A 16,850-nucleotide genomic window follows, 5' to 3' on the forward strand; every position below is an offset into this window, starting at 1 on the left:
GAGGATGCCACGGCGATGCGGACCGGTGCGGCCGGTGCCGGTGCGCGGACCCCCGGCACCGTCAAGACCGCACGAAAGCGCGCGAAAGTTGGGGCCGACTGTTGCGATCCGAGATCAGCCCGCCATCAGGTCGTCGAGCAGGCGATAGTCAGGCAAGCGGGTGTCGATCGCGCGTCCCGAACGAACGACCGTGCGGTCGAACTGCGTGCGCGAGAGCATCTCGGAATAGCTGCGTGCCTTGAGCACCAGGAAGTCCGCGCCCGCGCCCGCCTTCAGCACGCCGCGGTCGATGCCCATGATCGCGGCCGGCGTCTCGGTGGCGGCGCGGATCCAGTCGCCCAGCGGATGGTCCAGATGCAGGATCTTCACCGCCTGGGTGAAGGTGTCGAGCATGTCGTGGTCGCCGTAGGCATAGAAGGGATCGCGGCAGTTGTCGCCCGCCAGCGCCACGCGCAGGCCGTGAGCCTTCATCTCGTGAAGCACGGTCACGCCGCGCCAGCGCGGCGTGCGCCCGGACTGGCTGCGGTCCTGCAGGTACATGTTGACCGTCGGCAGGCTCACGATGTCGATGCCGGCATCGCGGCACGCGTCGAGCGTCTCCTCGATGAATTTGTCGGTCTGCAGCGCCAGGGCAGTGCAGTGGCCGCAGAGGATGCGGCCTGCGAAGTCCTCGGCGACCGCGGTCCGTGCGACGCGGATCAGGGCGCGCGCGCGAGGGTCGGTGGATTCGTCCACGTGCAGGTCCAGGTCGAGCCCGCGCTCGGCCGCGAGGCGAAACACCTGTACCAGCGCCTCGTCCATGTCCGGCGGCATCGTTTCGCCCGGAAAGCGGCCCGAGCGCGTGACGCAGCCGAGGCGGCCACCGCTCTCGGCCACGATGTCGGCGAGCTGGCGGCCTTCGTCCGTGAGGAAGATGTCGAGCGGCGCGATCGACGACACCTGCAGGTCGACGCGCCCCGCCCAGCGCTCGCGCACTTCGCGAAACACCGGGAACGAGATCGACGCCTGCGGGGCCAGCGAATCCAGGTGCGTGCGGATCGCGACCACGCCCTTGGCGTAGGCGGTCGCGAGGCCGAACTCCATGCGGCGGCGCACGTCGTCCGCGTTCCAGCGGGCGGTTCGGTCGCGCATCGTGGCGGCCGACGCGCCGGCGCCGTCTCCGGTCGGGTTGGCCTGTCGCGGCCAGATGTGGCCCTTGTCGAGGTGCGTGTGGCAATCGACCATGCCGGGCAGCACCATCGATGCGTCGAGATCGGGGCCGAGGTCCGCGGGCATGCGGCCCACGGCGTCGATGGCGGCAATGCGTCCACCGTCCACCAGCAGGTCGATGGCCACGAGGTCGCCGGCCGCGTCGCCCGGCAGGTCGGCCTGCACGAGGCAGCGGGGCGCGCGCAGGTTGCGCAGGGCGTAGCGGGAAGCGGCGGGCGGCTGGAAGAACGAGTGGGGCATCGTGAAGATGCCGCAAGGAGCATGCCTGCGCCCACCCACTGCGGCATGGGGCCGGCGGGCTGGGCTTCAGGCCTCGCGCGCCGCTGACGCGAGCAGGTCTCGCACCGCCGGTCGGTCTTTCGCAGTCGCCAACCCGATGCCCGCAGCCAACTCATCTCCTTCGGCCAGTGCCCGGTACGCGACGCCGGTGCGCCGGAGGCCGGCAAAGGACTTGGGCAGCAGCGCGATACCCCGGCCGCTGGCCACGTCGGACAGGAGCACGTGATGGTCGGTCGGTTCCCTTAGCCGGGATGGCGCGAAGCCGCGTCGGGCGAAGATGCGCTGGCAATGGTCGTAGAACGCGGGTTGGCGCGCCCGCTCGAACCAGAAGACCGGCTGGTCCGCCAGATCGGCGAGGCGAACGATCCTGCGCTTCGCCAGCGGATGAGCGGACGACATGGCCACGATCATCGGCAGACGGTCGAGTTCCACCACGTCCAGTCCTTCCGTGTTCGTGGGCAGGGCGATGAAGGCGGCGTCCAGCCTGCCGGCGCGAAGCCGCCGTACGAGCCGTGGCGAGGTGTCGGAGATTTCGGAGACGGCCGTGCCGGGATGCCGGGCCTGGATCCGCTGCGCCAGGCCGCGAAACCACGTTGCCTCCACCGAGCTCGTGAGGCCCAGCCGCAAGGTGGCCGGCAGAGTCCGGGGCCTGAGCTTTGTCTCGGCTTCGCGAAGCAGTTTGTCGATGGCTCGCGCATAAGGGACCAGTTTGTGACCGGCATCGGTGAGATGGACGCCCTTCGTGTCGCGGTCGAAAAGGAGCACTCCGAGACGCTCCTCGAGTTCCCGGATGGCGCGGCTCAGCGGCGGCTGCGACAGATGGAGGGTTTCGGCGGCCTGGCGAAAGCTCAATGCATCCGCGACGGCGAGGAAAAGAGCAAGTGAGCGTGAATCCAAGCGTGACTTCATACCAAAAAAGTATCACGAACTCGGTCATTCCGGGGCGCGGCAGCCCTCCCTACAGTGCGGCCTGTCATCTTGATCGGAGGAATTGATGAACTTGGAAAGTCAACGCTACGAACGCGGCTTGCGCATGCTCGCCGCGGTGGACGGGCCTGCGGGCATCGCAGTGGCCGAAGGGCTCGCAAAGTCGTTCCCGGCATTCGAGCGCTATCTGGTCGGAACATTCGGAGAGGTGCATGCTCGCGAAGGTCTCGGTCTGCGGGAGCGCGAATTCGCCACCGTGGCTGCGCTGTGTGCACTGGGCAACGCGCTGCCTCAACTGCGCGTGCATGTGCACGCCGCGCTGCACGTCGGCTGCAAGCCCGAGGAGATCGTCGAGGTGGTGATGCAGATGGCGGTATACGCGGGGTTCCCGGCGGCGCTCAATGGCTTGTTTGTCGTGCGCGAGGTGTTCGCCGAGGCGGGGATCGCGCTGCCACTGGCCGACCGGCCTGTCAGTGCGCCATGCGTTCGTTGAGGATGCGCATGACGATCGGCTTCAGGATCTGGCTGCCTGCGTAGCGGTCGTCCGCGCCCGGCGCCTGCCGGTCGGTGAGATTGCTCACGAAGATGTAGTGCTCGGCGCTGCCTTCGACGAAGCCGACGAACCAGCCGTCGCGCAGCTTGCTGGGCGTGCGGTCGCTGGTGCGCATCCGGTGGCGGCCTGCGCCGGTCTTGCCGTAGATCTCGGCGCCGTTCTCGAGCTTGCCCAGCGCCATGTTCTGCCGCGTCTGGTCGATGGCTTCGCGCGACACCGGCAGTTGATGCGCTTCCATTGCCTTGAGGAAGTTGAGCTGTTCGTACGCCGAGATCTGCAGGCTGCTGCTCAGCCACGCGTTGGTCAGGCCGTTGTTCTTGCCGATGTCGCCGCTGAAGTCGAGGTTGCCGTAGTTGAAGTCATCGAGGTACTTGCCGATGCGTGCGTACCCGAGCGACGGGGCGATGTCCTGCGACACCCAGAGGGCCGAGTTCTGCAGCCAGCTGCGCGGGGTCTGGTCGCGGTTGAGTTCGGGCCGGTCGTACTTCTGGCCGGTCCACTTGAAGACGGTCTGCTGGTCGATGAGCTTTTCGTTGAAAGCCATCAGCGACAGCGGCACCTTGAAGGTCGAGTTCGGCGCGATGCGCTGTTTGCAGCGCCCGCCGGGGTTGTACTCGGCGACGAGCTTCTTCGCGTTCACGTCATAAAGCAGGAAGCAGGCGTCGTAGCCCTTGAAGGCTTCGTTGAAGGCGGGCGCGTCCGAGGCGGTCGTGGCGGCCGCCCAGGGGCCGAGCAGGGCGGTCGCGAGGGCGAGTGAGGAAATGCGAAGGGTCTTCTTGATGTTCATGTTGGCGGCCGGGAGCCTCTGATCAGGCGCTTCCGGCAGGAAGCGCTCAGGGATAATTCTCGCCGACCGAGCGAGGATCCAAATTGACCACCGACAACGCTTTTTCCGAACTGGGACTGGGCTCCGACGCCACCGAGCACGAAGTCAAGGCCGCGTGGCGGCGCCTCGTTTCGCAGTGGCACCCGGATCGCAACAGCAGCGCCGACGCAGTGGCGCGCATGCAGCGGATCAACCGCGCCTTCGAGGAAATCCGCAACGCCGGGTTCCGCGCGCGTCCCGAAGCGACGGATGCGCCGGCCCACGAGACCGCCCCGCACGCTGCCGAGGAAGACCCCGCGCAACCGCGCCGCCGCCCGATCCAGCGAAAGATCAAGCTCACCCTCGAAGAGGCCGCGGCAGGTTGTATCAAGGCGTTGCGCGGCCGCATGACATTGACCTGCGCCACCTGCGACGGCGCCGGGCATCAGGTGCTCGGCGGCAATTGCGCCCAATGCGGCGGATCGGGCGCCATCCCGAAGCGCAGCTTCTTCGGCTGGCCCGGCGGGATGACCGAATGCGCCGCCTGCCACGGCGGCGGCATCGCGCAGCGCACCTGCCCGGACTGCCAGGGCGCCGGAACGCTGACGCGCGCCTACCAGCTCAAGGTCCGCATCCCGCCGGGCGTCCGGCAAGGCGATCTTCTGCACGTCGACGGACGCCGCGCGCGCGGGAACCCGCCACCGGCCGATCTCGAGATCCGCGTCGAGTTGCTCGCGCACGAGCTCTTCGAGCTTGACGAGGACGGCACGATCCGCTGCGAGGTCCCGGTCGATGGATTCGCGTGGATTGCCAACCGGACGATCGAGGTGCCCACGCTGATGGGGCTGAAGCCGGTGGCACTGCGCCGCGACCGACTGAGCTACAGCCTGCCGGGGCTGGGTTTCCCGGCGACACGGCGCGGCGCGAATGCGGATCACATCGTCATCGTGAAGCCGATCTTTCCGGAGGCATTGAGCGCCGAGCAGGAGCAGCTGCTCGGCCATCTCATCGCCAGCGCATCGGACGACAGCGGCGAGCCCTCCGACAAGAGGCTGCGTGCGTGGAGCCGCAAGCAGCGCGCCTGGGCGCGCAGCGCGGCGCGCGGTTCAAAGGAGCCGTGAAGGCGGGGGCACGTGCGCGCCGCACGACGCCCGTCACTTGCGACCGCGGGCCTTGTCGTACTTGCGCCAGTACTGGAACTCGTCCTCGTGCACCTCGATGTCCAGTTCCATCACCCGGGCCTGGAGCCGCTCCTGCACATCGGCCACCGCCTTGTTGTAGATCGCCGGGCCGATCTCCTCGAGAACGAAGCCCAGCAGGGCGCCCGCGGCGACGTTGCCGATGGGTTCGTCCATGTTCTCGCGGAAATAGCGCTCGATCGAGGCGATGGCCTCCTGGCGGGCTTCCTTGTTCAACTCGATGGTCATGGGGGTCTGCGCGTTGGGGATCCACCGGCATTCTGCCGGCCTGCACCGGGTTACCGGTAGGAACGCAGATCCTCGATCACCTTGCCGTCGTTCGGCAAGCTGCCCGGGTTCGCGAATTCGACCGCACCGCGCAGCTTGGTCACGTCGCGCATCGCCTCGCCGATGCGCTGTGCGAGCCCCTCCGGCGCGTTCGCGCATTCGAGCTTCAGCGTCATCCGGTCGTCGGCCATCTCGCCTTCGACCACCAGCCGCGCGCGCTGCACTTCCGGAAAGCGCCGCGCGATCTCGGCGACCTGCCCCGGATGGACGAACATGCCGCGCACCTTCGTCGTCTGGTCGGCGCGGCCGAGCCAGCCCTTGATGCGCTGGTTGGTGCGCCCCGTGGGGCAGTGCCCCGGCAGCACGGCCGAGAGATCGCCGGTGCCGAAGCGGATCAGCGGGTAGTCGGGGTTGAGCGTGGTCACGACGATCTCGCCGACTTCGCCTTCCGGCACCGGGTCGCCGGTGCCCGGACGCACGATCTCCACGATCACGCCTTCATCGAGCACCAGGCCTTCGCGCGCGGAAGTCTCATAGGCGATCAGTCCCAGGTCCGCAGTCGCGTAGCACTGCATGCCGGTCACGCCGCGCTCGGCGATCCAGTCGCGCAGGCTCGGCGGAAAGGCTTCGCCCGACACCAGCGCCTTGGTGAGCGACGGTAGCGCGACGCCTTTTTCGGCCGCCTTCTCGATGATGATCTTCAGGAAGCTCGGCGTGCCCGCATAGCCTGCAGGCTTGAGGTCCATGATCGCCTCGACCTGCTGCTCGGTCTGCCCCGTGCCGCCCGCGAACACGGTGCAGCCGAGCGCACGCGCGCCGCTTTCCATGATCGAGCCCGCCGGCGTCATGTGGTAGCTGAAGCAGTTGTGAACCAGCTCGCCGCCGCGAAAGCCCGCCGCGTACAGCGCACGCGCGGTGCGCCAGTAGTCGCGCGCCTCGCCCTCTGGTTCATAGATGGTGCCGGGGCTTGCGAACACGCGCGTCATGCGCGAGCCGAAGCGGATCGCGGAGAAGCCGCCGAAGGGGTCGCTCGCGCGGCGCTCCTTCTGCAATGCCAGCAACTCCGACTTGCGTGTGACCGGCAACTTTGCCAGCGCCTCGCGGCTCGTGATGTCCGAGGGCCTCACGCCGTCGAGGATGGTCGCGAATGCTGAGGCTGCCGTCTGCGCCTGCATGATCTGCTTCGGCAACGCGGCGAGCAGGTCGCGCTCGCGCTCTTCGGGATCGCGCACTTCGAGTGCGTCGTAGTAGTCGCTCATGCCAGCCACCGTTTCCTGCGCTTGTAGCTTTTGACGTCCTTGAAGCTCTTGCGATCGGCGCCGCCGACGCCGAGGTAGAACTCCTTCACATCCTCGTTCTCGCGCAGGCTCTTGGCCTCGCCGTCCATCACGATGCGGCCGTTCTCGAGGATGTAGCCGTAGTCCGCGTAACGCAGCGCCATGTTGGTGTTCTGCTCGGCGAGCAGGAAGGTCACGCGTTCCTTCTCGTTGAGGTCCTTCACGATGCCGAAGACTTCCTCCACGATCTGCGGCGCGAGGCCCATCGAGGGTTCGTCGAGCAGCACCATGTTCGGGTTCGCCATCAGCGCGCGGCCGATGGCGCACATCTGCTGTTCGCCGCCCGAGGTGTACGCGGCCTGCGAGCTGCGCCGCGTCTTCAGTCGCGGGAAGTAGGCGTAGACCTTCTCCAGCGTCTCGGCCACGGCGGCCTTGCCGTCTGTGCGCGTGTAGGCGCCGGTCATGAGGTTGTCCTCGATCGACAGGTGCGCGAAGCAGTGCCGGCCTTCCATCACCTGGATCAGCCCGCGCTTGACCAGCTCGGCCGGCGACAGCGCCTCGATGCGCTCGCCGCGCAGCTCGATCGTGCCCTTGGTCACCGCGCCGCGCTCGCCCGCCAGCAGGTTCGACACCGCGCGCAAGGTGGTCGTCTTGCCTGCGCCGTTGCCGCCGAGCAGCGCCACGATGCCGCCTTCGGGCACCGTGAGCGACACGCCCTTCAGCACGAGGATCACGTGGTTGTAGATGACCTCGATGCCGTTGACGTCGAGAAGGACGTTGCGTTCGCTCATGGTGACTCGAAGTGCCTTCAGTCGCTGAAGCTCACGCGCCGCAGTCCGAGGCGTCGCGGCGGTTGAGCTTCTTCTCGCCCGCGTACTTCTCGCCCGCCGTCTTGACCATCGGCCTGATGATCTGCTCGTCGGCCTGGTACCAGTCCGCGCCCACGTTCCACTTGGCGCCGTCCCAGGTCTCGATGCGCGCCCAGGTCGAACCCATGTGGTCCTGGCACGAAGTGCTGATCGGCCGCAGCACGCCCGCGAAGCCCAGCGCGTCGAGCTTCTTCTGGTCGAGCGCGAGGTTCTCCAGCCCCCAGCGCACCTGCTCGCCGGTCATGACCTTGCCCTTGCCGAAACGCTCCTGCGCACGCCGCACGGCTTCGATGCCGAGCATCTGGATGATCACGCCGCGCGTGTAGAGCACGGAGCCCACTTCATCGCGCGGACCGGTGCCCTGGCCCTTGTCGTGCACGTTCTTCAGGATGTCCTGGATCACCTTCGGCTCGGTGCCCGCGGTGTTGAGCGCCAGCGCGTTGTAGCCCTTGGCATTGGCGCCGACGTCCTTCACGTCGGGTTCGGCGCCGGCCCACCACACGCCGTACATCTTCTCGCGCGGGTAGCCGGTGGCGACCGCTTCCTTCAGCGCGGTGGAGTTCATCACGCCCCAGCCCCACAGCAGCACGTAGTCGGGCCGCTGCTGGCGCACCTGCAGCCAGGCCGACTTCTGCTCGATGCCCGGCGCCGCGACCGGGATCAGGTTCAGCTCGAAGCCGTTCATCTTCGCGCGCTCCTGCAAGAGCGGGATCGGCTCCTTGCCGAACGGCGAGTCGTGGTAGACCAGCGTGATCTTCTTGCCCTTGAGCTTGTCGGCGCCGCCTTCCTTCTTGGCGATGTGCTGGATCAGGATGTCGGCGGCGGTCCAGTAGCTGCCCATCAGCGGGAAGTTCCACTTGAACACGTTGCCGTCCTGCGAGGCCGAGAGGCCGTAGCCGAGCGTCAGCAGCGGGATCTTGTCGGCGGGCGCCTTGTCGGTCAGCGCGAAGGTGATGCCGGTGGCCTGCGGGTCGATCAGCGTCGCGCCCTTGTCCTTGAGGCGTTCGTAGCATTCGACGCCCTTGTCGGTGGCATAGCCGGTCTCGCATTCCTCGTAGCTGATCTTCACGCCGTTGATGCCACCGGTCGCATTGATGAGCTTGATGTAGTCCTGCTTGCCGTTGGCCCAGGGCGTGCCGTTGGGCGCGTAAGGACCGGTGCGGTAGACCAGCAGCGGGAAGAACTGCTCCTTGGCCTGCGCCTGCGCGAGCGACGGCGCGAGCGATGCACCGGCGGTGGCGGCCAGCACTGCGGCCAGAGCGAGCGATTTCAGTTTCATGCCTGTCTCCTTATGGGTTTGCGAACGAGATCAATGCGGGAAGGGCCAGAGGCGCAGTTTTTCCTTGGCGGTGGACCACAGCCGCGCCAATCCATGCGGCTCGACGATCAGGAAGAACACGATCAGCGCGCCGAAAATCATGAATTCGAGGTGCGATGCGAAGGCGGTCGAGATCGAGATGCCGAACCAGCCCGGCAGGTTGTTCAGCAGGATCGGCAGCAGCACGATGAAGGCCGCGCCGAAGAAGCTGCCCATGATCGAGCCCAGCCCGCCGATGATCACCATGAAGAGCAACTGGAACGAGCGGTCGATGTTGAACGCCGCCGGCTCCCAGGTGCCCAGGTGCACGAAGCCCCACAGCGCGCCGGCCACACCGACGATGAACGAGCTCACCGCGAAGGCCGAGAGCTTGGCGTACACCGGCCGGATGCCGATGACGGCTGCGGCCACGTCCATGTCGCGCATTGCCATCCATTCGCGTCCGACCGCGCTGCGCACCAGGTTCTTCGCGAGCAGCGCGAACACCGCGAGCAGCGTGAGGCACAGGAGGTACTTCTGCGCTGCGGTTTCCACCGGCAGGCCGAACAGGCTCAGGCTCGACACCGACACGGAGCCCGAGGCGGAGTTGTTCGTGAGCCAGTTGATGCGCAGGAACGCCCAGTCGGTGAAGAACTGCGCCGCCAACGTCGCGACGGCGAGATACAGGCCCTTGATGCGAAGGCTCGGGATGCCGAACAGCACGCCGATCGCGGTCGAGCACAGTCCGCCGAGCAGCAGCGAAACGATGAGCGGCATGCCCTCGATCCGCACATGGAAGTTGTAGGCCGCGTAGGCGCCCACCGCCATGAAGGCGCCGGTGCCCAGCGAGATCTGCCCGCAGTAGCCCACCAGGATGTTGAGCCCGAGCGCCGCGAGCGAGAGGATCAGGAAGGGGATCAGGATCGCGCGGATCCAGTAGTCCGACGCGACCGCCGGCACCACGGCGAAGGCGACGACCAGCAGCGCGAGGATCAGGATGCGGTCCTGCCGGATCGGGAAGATCTGCTGGTCGGCGCGGTAGGTCGACTTGAACTGGCCGTTTTCTCTGTACAGCATGCTTCAGACCCGATCGATGATCTTTTCGCCGAACAAGCCTTGGGGCCGTACGAGCAGGAAGACGAGCGCCAACACATAGGCGAACCAGATCTCGATGCCGCCACCGAGCATCGGTCCGAGATAGATCTCGGACAGCTTCTCGCCAACGCCGATCAGCAGGCCGCCGACGATCGCCCCGGGGATCGAAGTCAGCCCGCCGAGGATCACCACCGGCAGCGCCTTCAGCGCCACCAGCGAGAGCGAGAACTGCACGCCGAGCTTCGAGCCCCAGATGATCCCGGCCACCAGCGCCGCGAAGCCCGCGACGGACCACACGATGACCCAGATGCGGTTGAGCGGAATGCCGATCGACTGCGCTGCCTGATGGTCGTCAGCGACCGCGCGCAATGCGCGGCCGGTCGAGGTCTTCTGGAAGAAGAGCGCCAGCACCACCACCAGCGCGGCGGCCACGAGCGCGGCGATCAGGTCCTCCTGGCTCAGCAGCAGGCCGCCCTGGAAGACGTTCTCCAGCACCATCAGCGGGTCCTTGGGCATGCCGACGTCGATCTTGTAGATGTCGTTGCCGAAGATCGATTGGCCGAGGCCGTCGAGGAAGTAGGCGATGCCGAGCGTCGCCATCAGGAGCGTGATGCCTTCCTGGTTGACCAGCTTGCTCAGCACCAGCCGCTCGATGAGCCATGCCACCGCGATCATCACCGCCATCGCCGCGAAGAAGGCCAGCAGGTTCGCGAGGATCTGGCTCTCGAAGCCGAGCCACTTCGGAATCCACTCGGAGAAGCGTGCCATCGCGAGCGCCGCGAACAGCACCATCGCGCCCTGCGCGAAGTTGAAGACGCCGGAGGCCTTGTAGATCAGCACGAAGCCGATCGCGATCAGCGAATACAGCATGCCGACCATCAGGCCGCCGAAGAGTGTCTCTAGAAAGAATCCCATCTCAATGCTCCGTTCCGAGGTAAGCGCGGATCACATCGGGATTGCTGCGCACTTCGTCCGGCGTGCCGTCGCCGATCTTCTTGCCGTAGTCCAGCACCACCACGCGGTCGGAGATGTCCATGACCACGCCCATGTCGTGCTCGATCAGCACGATGGTGGTGCCGAACTCGTCGTTCACATCGAGGATGAAGCGGCTCATGTCCTGCTTCTCTTCCACGTTCATGCCGGCCATCGGCTCGTCGAGCAGCAGCACTTGCGGCTCCATCGCGAGCGCGCGGCCGAGGTCCACGCGCTTCTGCAGGCCGTAGGGCAGGCGGCCCACCGGCGTCTTGCGGTGCAGCTGGATTTCGAGGAAATCGATGATGTGCTCGACGAATTCGCGGTGCGCCAGTTCTTCCCGCTCCGCCGGGCCCCATCGCAGCGCCTGCGCGAGCAGGCCGCTCTTCATCTTGAGGTTGCGGCCGGTCATGATGTTGTCGAGCACGCTCATGCCCTTGAAGAGCGCGAGATTCTGGAAAGTGCGCGCCACGCCCATCTCGGCGACCTGCCGCGAGTTCATGTGCTTGAAGTGCTTGCCGCGGAAGGTGATCGAGCCCTGCTGCGGCTGGTACACGCCGTTGATGCAGTTGAGCATCGAGCTCTTGCCCGCGCCGTTGGGGCCGATGATGGCGCGCACCTCGTGCTCGCGGACGTTGAAGCTGATGTCGGTCAGCGCCTTCACGCCGCCGAAGCTCAGCGAGATGTTCTGGACGTCGAGGATCACGTCGCCAATTTTTCTGCTCGTCATGCGGCCGCCTTCATCGGTGCGAAGCGCTTGGCTTCGACGACCTTCAGGGTCGCGCTCACCGCGCCCGTGCGGCCGTCCTCGAACTTGACCTGCGTCTCGATGAACTGCTCGGACTTGCCGCCATAGAGCGCATCGACCAGCACCGCGTACTTGCCGGCGATGAAGCCGCGCCGCACCTTGCGCGTGCGGGTGAGCTCGTCGTCGTCCGGGTCCAGCTCCTTGTGCAGCACCAGGAAGCGCGCAATCTGCGTGTCGGCCATGCCTTCCTCGGCGGCGAGGTCGGCGTTGACCTTCGAGATGCAGTCGGCCACCAGCGCCAGCACATCCGGCTTGCCAGCGAGGTCGACATAGCCGCCATACGGCAGTCCGCGCCGCTCGGCCCAGTTGCCCACGGCCTCGTAATCGATGTTGATGAAGGCGCAGACCTCGTCGCGCTCGTGGCCGAAGCACACCGCTTCCTTGATCTGCGGGAAGAACTTGAGCTTGTTCTCGATGTAGTTGGGCGCGAACATCGCGCCCGCCGTCGCGCCTTGCGGCGCGGCCATGCGGCCGACGTCCTTCGCGCGGTCGATGATGCGCAGATGCCCTTCGGCATCGAGCACCCCCGCATCGCCGGTGTGGAAGTAGCCATCGGCGTCGAGCACTTCCGCCGTCGCATCGGGCCGCTTGTAGTACTCCTTGAGCACCGAGACGCCGCGAACCAGCACTTCGCCGTCGGGCGCGATCTTGAGTTCGATGCCCGGCGCGGCGCTGCCCACGGTCTGCAGCTTGACCTTGCCGTCCCGCTGCAGGCAGACATAGGCGCAGGTCTCGGTCTGGCCGTAGAACTGCTTGAGGTTGACGCCGATCGAGCGATAGAAGCGGAAGAGGTCCGGCCCGATCGCCGCGCCCGCGGTGTAGGCCACGCGGATGCGGCTCATGCCGAGCACGTTGCGCAGCGGGCCATAGATCAGCAGGTCGCCGAGCTTGTAGAGCAGCCGGTCGCCGAGGCTCACCTGCGCGCCGTTGAGGATGTCCGCGCCGACGCGTCGCGCAAGCGCCATGAACTTCGCGTACAGCCAGCGCTTGGGCGCGGCCGCGTCCTCCATGCGGATCGACACGGCGGTGAGCAGGCCTTCGAAGGTGCGTGGCGGGCCGAAGTAGTAGCTCGGGCCGATTTCGCGCATGTCGTTCATCACCGTCTCGGCTGACTCCGGGCAGTTGAGCGTGAAGCCGCCGACGAGCCATTGCGCGACCGAGAACAGGTGGTCGCCGACCCAGGCCATCGGCAGGTAGCTCATGATGTTGTCGCCGGGGCCGAGCTTGTCGGTCTCCACGCCGCCACGGCCCGCCGCGATGAAGCTCGCATGTGTCTGGCACACGCCCTTGGGGCGGCCGGTGGTACCGGAGGTGTAGAGGATCACGGCCACGTCGGTCGGTTCGCCCGAGGCCACCGCTGCATCGAACGCGCCGGGGTTCGCCGAGTCCCACGCGCGGCCGAGCTCGCAGAGCTTGTCGTAGTCGATCAGTCCCGGCTGGTCGTAGTTGCGCAGGCCGCGCGGATCGTCATAGACGATGTGGCGGATCGCATGGCCGCGGTCCTTCTGGAGGTCGCGGCACTCGAGCAGCTTGTCGACCTGCTCCTGGTCCTCGGCGATCACGAATTCGACCGAAGCATCGTCGAGCATGAAGACCATCTCGCCCGCCACCGCGTCCTGGTAGAGCGGCACCGGCACACCGCGCAGGCTTTGCGCCGCGACCATGGCCATGTAGAGGTGCGGCCGGTTGGCGCCGACGATCGCGAGGTTGTCGCCGGCCTTGAAGCCCAGGCTCGCGAGCCCGCAGGCGATCTCGCGCACATCGCGCGCGACCTGCGACCAGGTCCAGGTCTGCCAGATGCCGAGATCCTTCTCGCGGATGGCGGGCGCATCGGGTTGCCGCTGGGCGTGGCCTTGCAGCAAACGGGGAAAAGTGTTGGCTGTGGTCTGCACGATGGGGCGGACTGTAGAACCAACTTTGACGCCAACTTGTCGTTACGACGACAATCCTAGGGACACTACTCCCCGGAGTTTCCCGATGCCCCCTGGCAAGGAAAACGGCGCCTCCACACTGCGCGATCGCGTGCGCCCGGCCACCCCCGAAGAACTCGAAAACATCCCCTGGATGCACACGCTCACGCCGGTCGAACGGCGTCGTGCCGAGTCCGCGGTAGTCGTCGGCGAGGCCGAGCCCGGCGATCTCGTCTGCCGCATCGGCCGCCCGCCGACCTACTGGTTCGGTGTGGTCGAAGGCCTGCTCAAGATGAGCAACGACAACGCCGACGGCACCTCGATGACCTACAGCGGCCTGCCGCCCGGCGGCTGGTTCGGCGAAGGCACCGCGCTCAAGCGCGAGCCCTACCGCTACAACATCCAGGCGCTGCGGCGCAGCGTGGTGGCGGGGCTGCCGGTCGACGACTTCCATTGGCTGCTGGACCACTCCATCGGCTTCAACCGCTTCGTGATGAACCAGCTCAACGAGCGGCTCGGGCAGTTCATCGCGGCGCGCGAGGCGGACCGGCTGAACAACCCGGACGCGCGGGTGGCGCGCAATCTGGCGGCGCTCTTCAACCCGGTGCTGTTTCCCGGCGTGGGCGAGTTGCTGCGCATCACGCAGCAGGAACTCGCCTATCTGATCGGCCTGTCACGCCAGCGGGTGAACGAAGCCCTGCGCACGCTGCAGGCGCAGGGCGCGATCCGTGTGGAATATGGCGGGCTCCGGGTGCTCGATCTGGCCGCGCTGCGCGTGAACGGCGTGAACGGGATGAGCGGCAGAAACTAGCGCGGCAGGATTTCCCTCACCAGCTTGTCGTCGGCGTAGGGCCGCAGGTAGGCCGCGGTTTCCTCGACGGGGCAGTGGAGCCAGTCGTCGACCCAGGCGTCTCGCAGGATCGCGCAGCGGCGTTGCTCGGGGCGTTCGGGCAGGCTGAAGGTGATCAGTGCGAAGCTTTCGACGCAATCGCCGTTCGGTGCGCGCCAGCCGTTCCACAGGCCGGCCAATGCGAGCGGCTCGCCGTCGGAGCGTGACACGCGCACGACGGTGTCGGGTTCGTCGCCCCGCTGGAAGAGCGCATCGGCAAGGATCACGCAGCGATGGCCGCGCTTCCACGGTTGGTAGAAATTGCGTTCGGCGGCGGCGGTTTCGGCCCGCGCCTCGAAGGTGTCCTGTTCCTGCCCGTCCTTCGAGAAGAGAGGAATCAGTCCCCAGCGTCCGGGGGCGACCTCGAAGCGTTCGAGCTGGGCCTTGCTGCTGGCGTCGGCGCGCGGCCGGCGCACGAAGTGGCCCTGCTGACCGGGTTGCACCACCGACGATTGCGGCTGGAAGGAAATGCCAAAACGCCGCGCGAAAGGGCCGGGATCACTCGCTGCTTGGTAGTGCGTGGGCATGTTCTGTCGAGGAAAGCGGGCCGATTCTAGTCAGCGCCTGCCCTCGCGCCGATACCATCGCAGGCGCGGCAAATCCCGTCCGCAAGATGTTTCTCACGAAATCCGCCATGACTTCTTCGCATCTCACCGTCATCACCGGCGCATCGCGCGGCCTGGGCCGTGCCATGGCCGAACAGCTTCTGCAACCGGGCCGACGCCTCTTGTGCATCTCCCGCCGGAGCGACGATCAGCTCGCCCAACTGGCCCGTGAGGCCGGCGCCGAGCTGGAACAGTGGCAGCTCGATCTCGCGGAGCCGGTGGCTGCCGCCGAGCGGCTTTCGGCATGGCTCGCAACACTCGACGCCGCTTCTTTCGACAGCGCCACGCTGATCAACAACGCCGGCACCGTGGGGCGCATCCGTCCGTTGTCCGAAGCCGTGCCCGCCGACCTGTCGCAGGCCCTGCGCGTCGGGCTGGAATCGGCGATGTTGCTCACCGCAGCCTTCCTGGGTGCAACCAAGGGCTGGCGCGCCGACCGCAAGGTGCTCAACATTTCGTCCGGCCTCGGCCGCAATGCGATGGGAAGCCAGGCGCCTTACTGCGCCGCGAAGGCCGGCATGGATCACTTCTCCCGCGCCGTGGCCCTGGAAGAGAAGGGCCCGGGCGCCGCGCGGATCGTGTCGCTCGCGCCGGGCGTGATCGACACCGACATGCAGGTGGAACTGCGGGGCGGCGACCCGGACATGTTCCCGGACCGCGTGCGCTTCGAGCGCCTCAAGGCCGATGGAAAGCTCGATTCGCCGCAATCCGCCGCGGCGAAGATCCTGAAATATCTGGGCCGCGCGGACTTCGGCAGCAACCCGGTCGCCGACGTCCGCGACTGACGCGCAGCGACCTTAGGGCCGGCGAAGCCAGGCCCGTTCGGGAAACACCGCGGATCCGGCTCCGCCGGTCCGCCGGTGTTGCCCCCTGGAGGGGGTGGAGAGCGACACGAAGTGCGCGAGCCTGGGGGTGCTACTCAATCGTGGCGCCAGAAGCCTGGACGATGCCCTTCCACTTCTGGTAGTCGGTCTTCAGCAGCGTGCCGAACTGCTCGGGCGTCATGCTCTGCGGCTCGGCGCCCTGGCCGATGATCGCGTCCTTCATCTCCTGCGTCGCCAGCAGCTTGTTCACCTCGGCGTTGACCTTGGCAATGATGTCCTTCGGCGTGCCGGCCGGCATGAAGAGGCCATACCAGGTGCTCACGTCGAAGTCCTTGTAGCCCAGCTCGGCCACGGTCGGCACGTCGGGCAGCGAGCTGCTGCGGCGCAGCGAGGTCACCGCCAGCGGGCGCAGCTTGCCGGACTTGATCTGCGCGATGGCCGACGGCACCGACGAGACCATCAGGTCGACGTTGCCAGCCAGCACGTCCATCATCGCGGCGTTCGAGCCCTTGTAAGGCACGTGCCGCAGCTTGATGTTGGCCGCGCTCTTGAAGATCTCGCCCGCGAGGTGAATGGTGGTGCCGTTGCCCGGCGAGCCATAGGTGACCGCATCCGGCTGCGCACGCGCTGCGTTGACCACGTCGGCCAGCGTCTTGAACTTCGACTCGGCGCGCGTGACGATGATGACCGGCGTGTACGCCACGTGCGCGACGGCGACGAGGTCCTTGGTCGGGTCGTAGCTCAGGTTCTTGTAGAGCCAGGGCGCGACGACCATGTTGTCCTTCTGGCCCATGACCATCTCGTAGCCCGAGGGCGCGGCGCGCGCCGCTTCGGCGATGCCGATGGTGCCGCCCGCGCCGGCGCGGTTGTCGGCCACCACGGTCCACTTGCTGACTTCGGTGAGCTTGTTGGCCACCAGCCGCGACAGGATGTCCGTGCCGCCGCCGGGCGGGAAGGGCACCACCATGCGGATGGGTTTCGAGGGATAGGTGTCTGCGTGCGCGGTGGCGGCAAAGGCCACTGCGAGCGTGCAGAGGGTGAGCAGCTTTCGGATCATGGATGTCT

At 67.0% G+C, this 16,850-nt stretch carries 17 protein-coding genes; 4 read left to right on the forward strand and 13 right to left on the reverse strand.

What is annotated here, in order from left to right; translation table 11 throughout:
• Window positions 1-114 precede the first annotated feature (114 nt).
• The gene (locus BLW05_RS10775; RefSeq protein WP_093162449.1) at window positions 115-1,449 is read right to left on the reverse strand and encodes a cytosine deaminase; all 1,335 of its coding nucleotides are present in this window, start codon (window positions 1,447-1,449) and stop codon (window positions 115-117) included.
• 66 nt (window positions 1,450-1,515) lie between these two features.
• The gene (locus BLW05_RS10780) at window positions 1,516-2,397 is read right to left on the reverse strand and encodes a LysR family transcriptional regulator (protein WP_093162451.1); all 882 of its coding nucleotides are present in this window, start codon (window positions 2,395-2,397) and stop codon (window positions 1,516-1,518) included.
• Window positions 2,398-2,482: 85 nt separating this feature from the next.
• On the opposite strand from BLW05_RS10780, the gene BLW05_RS10785 reads away from it, so the two are divergent.
• Entirely contained in the window at window positions 2,483-2,908 is a 426-nt protein-coding gene (locus BLW05_RS10785) for a carboxymuconolactone decarboxylase family protein (RefSeq protein WP_093162452.1), read from the forward strand.
• Here the strand turns inward: BLW05_RS10785 and BLW05_RS10790 are convergent.
• Window positions 2,886-3,755, reverse strand: coding sequence for a penicillin-binding transpeptidase domain-containing protein (locus BLW05_RS10790; protein ID WP_093162454.1), 870 nt, complete (start codon window positions 3,753-3,755; stop codon window positions 2,886-2,888). The two genes, BLW05_RS10785 and BLW05_RS10790, sit on opposite strands and share 23 nt — an antisense overlap.
• Before the next feature lie 83 nt (window positions 3,756-3,838).
• Between BLW05_RS10790 and BLW05_RS10795 the strand changes: the two genes are divergently transcribed.
• Entirely contained in the window at window positions 3,839-4,894 is a 1,056-nt protein-coding gene (locus BLW05_RS10795) for a DnaJ C-terminal domain-containing protein (RefSeq protein ID WP_093162455.1), read from the forward strand.
• Window positions 4,895-4,927: 33 nt separating this feature from the next.
• Here BLW05_RS10795 and BLW05_RS10800 read toward each other — a convergent pair whose 3' ends face one another.
• The 8 genes from BLW05_RS10800 to BLW05_RS10835 are packed head-to-tail and all read right to left on the reverse strand — an operon-like array spanning window position 4,928 to window position 13,449.
• Window positions 4,928-5,200 (reverse strand): DUF2164 domain-containing protein, encoded by a 273-nt coding sequence (locus BLW05_RS10800; protein WP_093162457.1) that lies wholly within the window; start codon window positions 5,198-5,200, stop codon window positions 4,928-4,930.
• Window positions 5,201-5,250: 50 nt separating this feature from the next.
• The gene (locus tag BLW05_RS10805; RefSeq protein WP_093162458.1) at window positions 5,251-6,498 is read right to left on the reverse strand and encodes a phenylacetate--CoA ligase family protein; all 1,248 of its coding nucleotides are present in this window, start codon (window positions 6,496-6,498) and stop codon (window positions 5,251-5,253) included.
• Window positions 6,495-7,307, reverse strand: a complete 813-nt coding sequence (locus tag BLW05_RS10810; RefSeq protein WP_093162459.1) for an ABC transporter ATP-binding protein — start codon at window positions 7,305-7,307, stop codon at window positions 6,495-6,497. The genes BLW05_RS10805 and BLW05_RS10810 overlap by 4 nt, the downstream gene beginning before the upstream one ends.
• 31 nt (window positions 7,308-7,338) lie before the next feature.
• The gene (locus BLW05_RS10815) at window positions 7,339-8,664 is read right to left on the reverse strand and encodes an ABC transporter substrate-binding protein (RefSeq protein ID WP_093162461.1); all 1,326 of its coding nucleotides are present in this window, start codon (window positions 8,662-8,664) and stop codon (window positions 7,339-7,341) included.
• 30 nt (window positions 8,665-8,694) lie between these two features.
• Window positions 8,695-9,759 (reverse strand): branched-chain amino acid ABC transporter permease, encoded by a 1,065-nt coding sequence (locus BLW05_RS10820; protein WP_093162462.1) that lies wholly within the window; start codon window positions 9,757-9,759, stop codon window positions 8,695-8,697.
• Window positions 9,760-9,762: 3 nt separating this feature from the next.
• Window positions 9,763-10,692, reverse strand: coding sequence for a branched-chain amino acid ABC transporter permease (locus tag BLW05_RS10825; protein ID WP_093162464.1), 930 nt, complete (start codon window positions 10,690-10,692; stop codon window positions 9,763-9,765).
• 1 nt (window position 10,693) lies between these two features.
• Window positions 10,694-11,479, reverse strand: coding sequence for an ABC transporter ATP-binding protein (locus tag BLW05_RS10830; RefSeq protein ID WP_093162466.1), 786 nt, complete (start codon window positions 11,477-11,479; stop codon window positions 10,694-10,696).
• Window positions 11,476-13,449 carry an AMP-dependent synthetase/ligase gene (locus BLW05_RS10835; protein ID WP_093162467.1) on the reverse strand — a complete coding sequence of 658 codons (1,974 nt, stop codon included), beginning with the start codon at window positions 13,447-13,449 and terminating at the stop codon, window positions 11,476-11,478. The genes BLW05_RS10830 and BLW05_RS10835 overlap by 4 nt, the downstream gene beginning before the upstream one ends.
• An 85-nt stretch (window positions 13,450-13,534) precedes the next feature.
• On the opposite strand from BLW05_RS10835, the gene BLW05_RS10840 reads away from it, so the two are divergent.
• Window positions 13,535-14,278, forward strand: a complete 744-nt coding sequence (locus BLW05_RS10840) for a Crp/Fnr family transcriptional regulator (protein WP_093162469.1) — start codon at window positions 13,535-13,537, stop codon at window positions 14,276-14,278.
• On the opposite strand, the gene BLW05_RS10845 is transcribed toward BLW05_RS10840, so the two are convergent.
• Entirely contained in the window at window positions 14,275-14,883 is a 609-nt protein-coding gene (locus BLW05_RS10845; RefSeq protein ID WP_093162470.1) for an SOS response-associated peptidase family protein, read from the reverse strand. The genes BLW05_RS10840 and BLW05_RS10845 overlap by 4 nt on opposite strands.
• A gap of 107 nt (window positions 14,884-14,990) precedes the next feature.
• Between BLW05_RS10845 and BLW05_RS10850 the strand changes: the two genes are divergently transcribed.
• A complete protein-coding gene (locus BLW05_RS10850) occupies window positions 14,991-15,746 on the forward strand; it encodes an SDR family NAD(P)-dependent oxidoreductase (protein ID WP_093162471.1) in 756 nt (251 codons plus the stop codon).
• Window positions 15,747-15,876: 130 nt separating this feature from the next.
• Here BLW05_RS10850 and BLW05_RS10855 read toward each other — a convergent pair whose 3' ends face one another.
• Window positions 15,877-16,842 carry a Bug family tripartite tricarboxylate transporter substrate binding protein gene (locus BLW05_RS10855; protein ID WP_093162473.1) on the reverse strand — a complete coding sequence of 322 codons (966 nt, stop codon included), beginning with the start codon at window positions 16,840-16,842 and terminating at the stop codon, window positions 15,877-15,879.
• Between the last annotated feature and the right edge of the window lie 8 nt (window positions 16,843-16,850).

This window comes from Variovorax sp. YR216, assembly GCF_900107745.1.
Classification (GTDB): domain Bacteria; phylum Pseudomonadota; class Gammaproteobacteria; order Burkholderiales; family Burkholderiaceae_C; genus Variovorax.

What these genes read in the sequence shown, in the direction of transcription:
- BLW05_RS10855 (WP_093162473.1), bottom strand. Translation starts at nt 16,842, where the DNA reads ATGATCCGAAAGCTGCTCACCCTCTGCACGCTCGCAGTGGCCTTTGCC.
- BLW05_RS10825 (WP_093162464.1), bottom strand. Translation starts at nt 10,692, where the DNA reads ATGGGATTCTTTCTAGAGACACTCTTCGGCGGCCTGATGGTCGGCATG.
- BLW05_RS10800 (WP_093162457.1), bottom strand. Translation starts at nt 5,200, where the DNA reads ATGACCATCGAGTTGAACAAGGAAGCCCGCCAGGAGGCCATCGCCTCG.
- BLW05_RS10830 (WP_093162466.1), bottom strand. Translation starts at nt 11,479, where the DNA reads ATGACGAGCAGAAAAATTGGCGACGTGATCCTCGACGTCCAGAACATC.
- BLW05_RS10820 (WP_093162462.1), bottom strand. Translation starts at nt 9,759, where the DNA reads ATGCTGTACAGAGAAAACGGCCAGTTCAAGTCGACCTACCGCGCCGAC.
- BLW05_RS10845 (WP_093162470.1), bottom strand. Translation starts at nt 14,883, where the DNA reads ATGCCCACGCACTACCAAGCAGCGAGTGATCCCGGCCCTTTCGCGCGG.
- BLW05_RS10815 (WP_093162461.1), bottom strand. Translation starts at nt 8,664, where the DNA reads ATGAAACTGAAATCGCTCGCTCTGGCCGCAGTGCTGGCCGCCACCGCC.
- BLW05_RS10785 (WP_093162452.1), top strand. Translation starts at nt 2,483, where the DNA reads ATGAACTTGGAAAGTCAACGCTACGAACGCGGCTTGCGCATGCTCGCC.
- BLW05_RS10810 (WP_093162459.1), bottom strand. Translation starts at nt 7,307, where the DNA reads ATGAGCGAACGCAACGTCCTTCTCGACGTCAACGGCATCGAGGTCATC.
- BLW05_RS10840 (WP_093162469.1), top strand. Translation starts at nt 13,535, where the DNA reads ATGCCCCCTGGCAAGGAAAACGGCGCCTCCACACTGCGCGATCGCGTG.
- BLW05_RS10775 (WP_093162449.1), bottom strand. Translation starts at nt 1,449, where the DNA reads ATGCCCCACTCGTTCTTCCAGCCGCCCGCCGCTTCCCGCTACGCCCTG.
- BLW05_RS10850 (WP_093162471.1), top strand. Translation starts at nt 14,991, where the DNA reads ATGACTTCTTCGCATCTCACCGTCATCACCGGCGCATCGCGCGGCCTG.
- BLW05_RS10780 (WP_093162451.1), bottom strand. Translation starts at nt 2,397, where the DNA reads ATGAAGTCACGCTTGGATTCACGCTCACTTGCTCTTTTCCTCGCCGTC.
- BLW05_RS10805 (WP_093162458.1), bottom strand. Translation starts at nt 6,498, where the DNA reads ATGAGCGACTACTACGACGCACTCGAAGTGCGCGATCCCGAAGAGCGC.
- BLW05_RS10790 (WP_093162454.1), bottom strand. Translation starts at nt 3,755, where the DNA reads ATGAACATCAAGAAGACCCTTCGCATTTCCTCACTCGCCCTCGCGACC.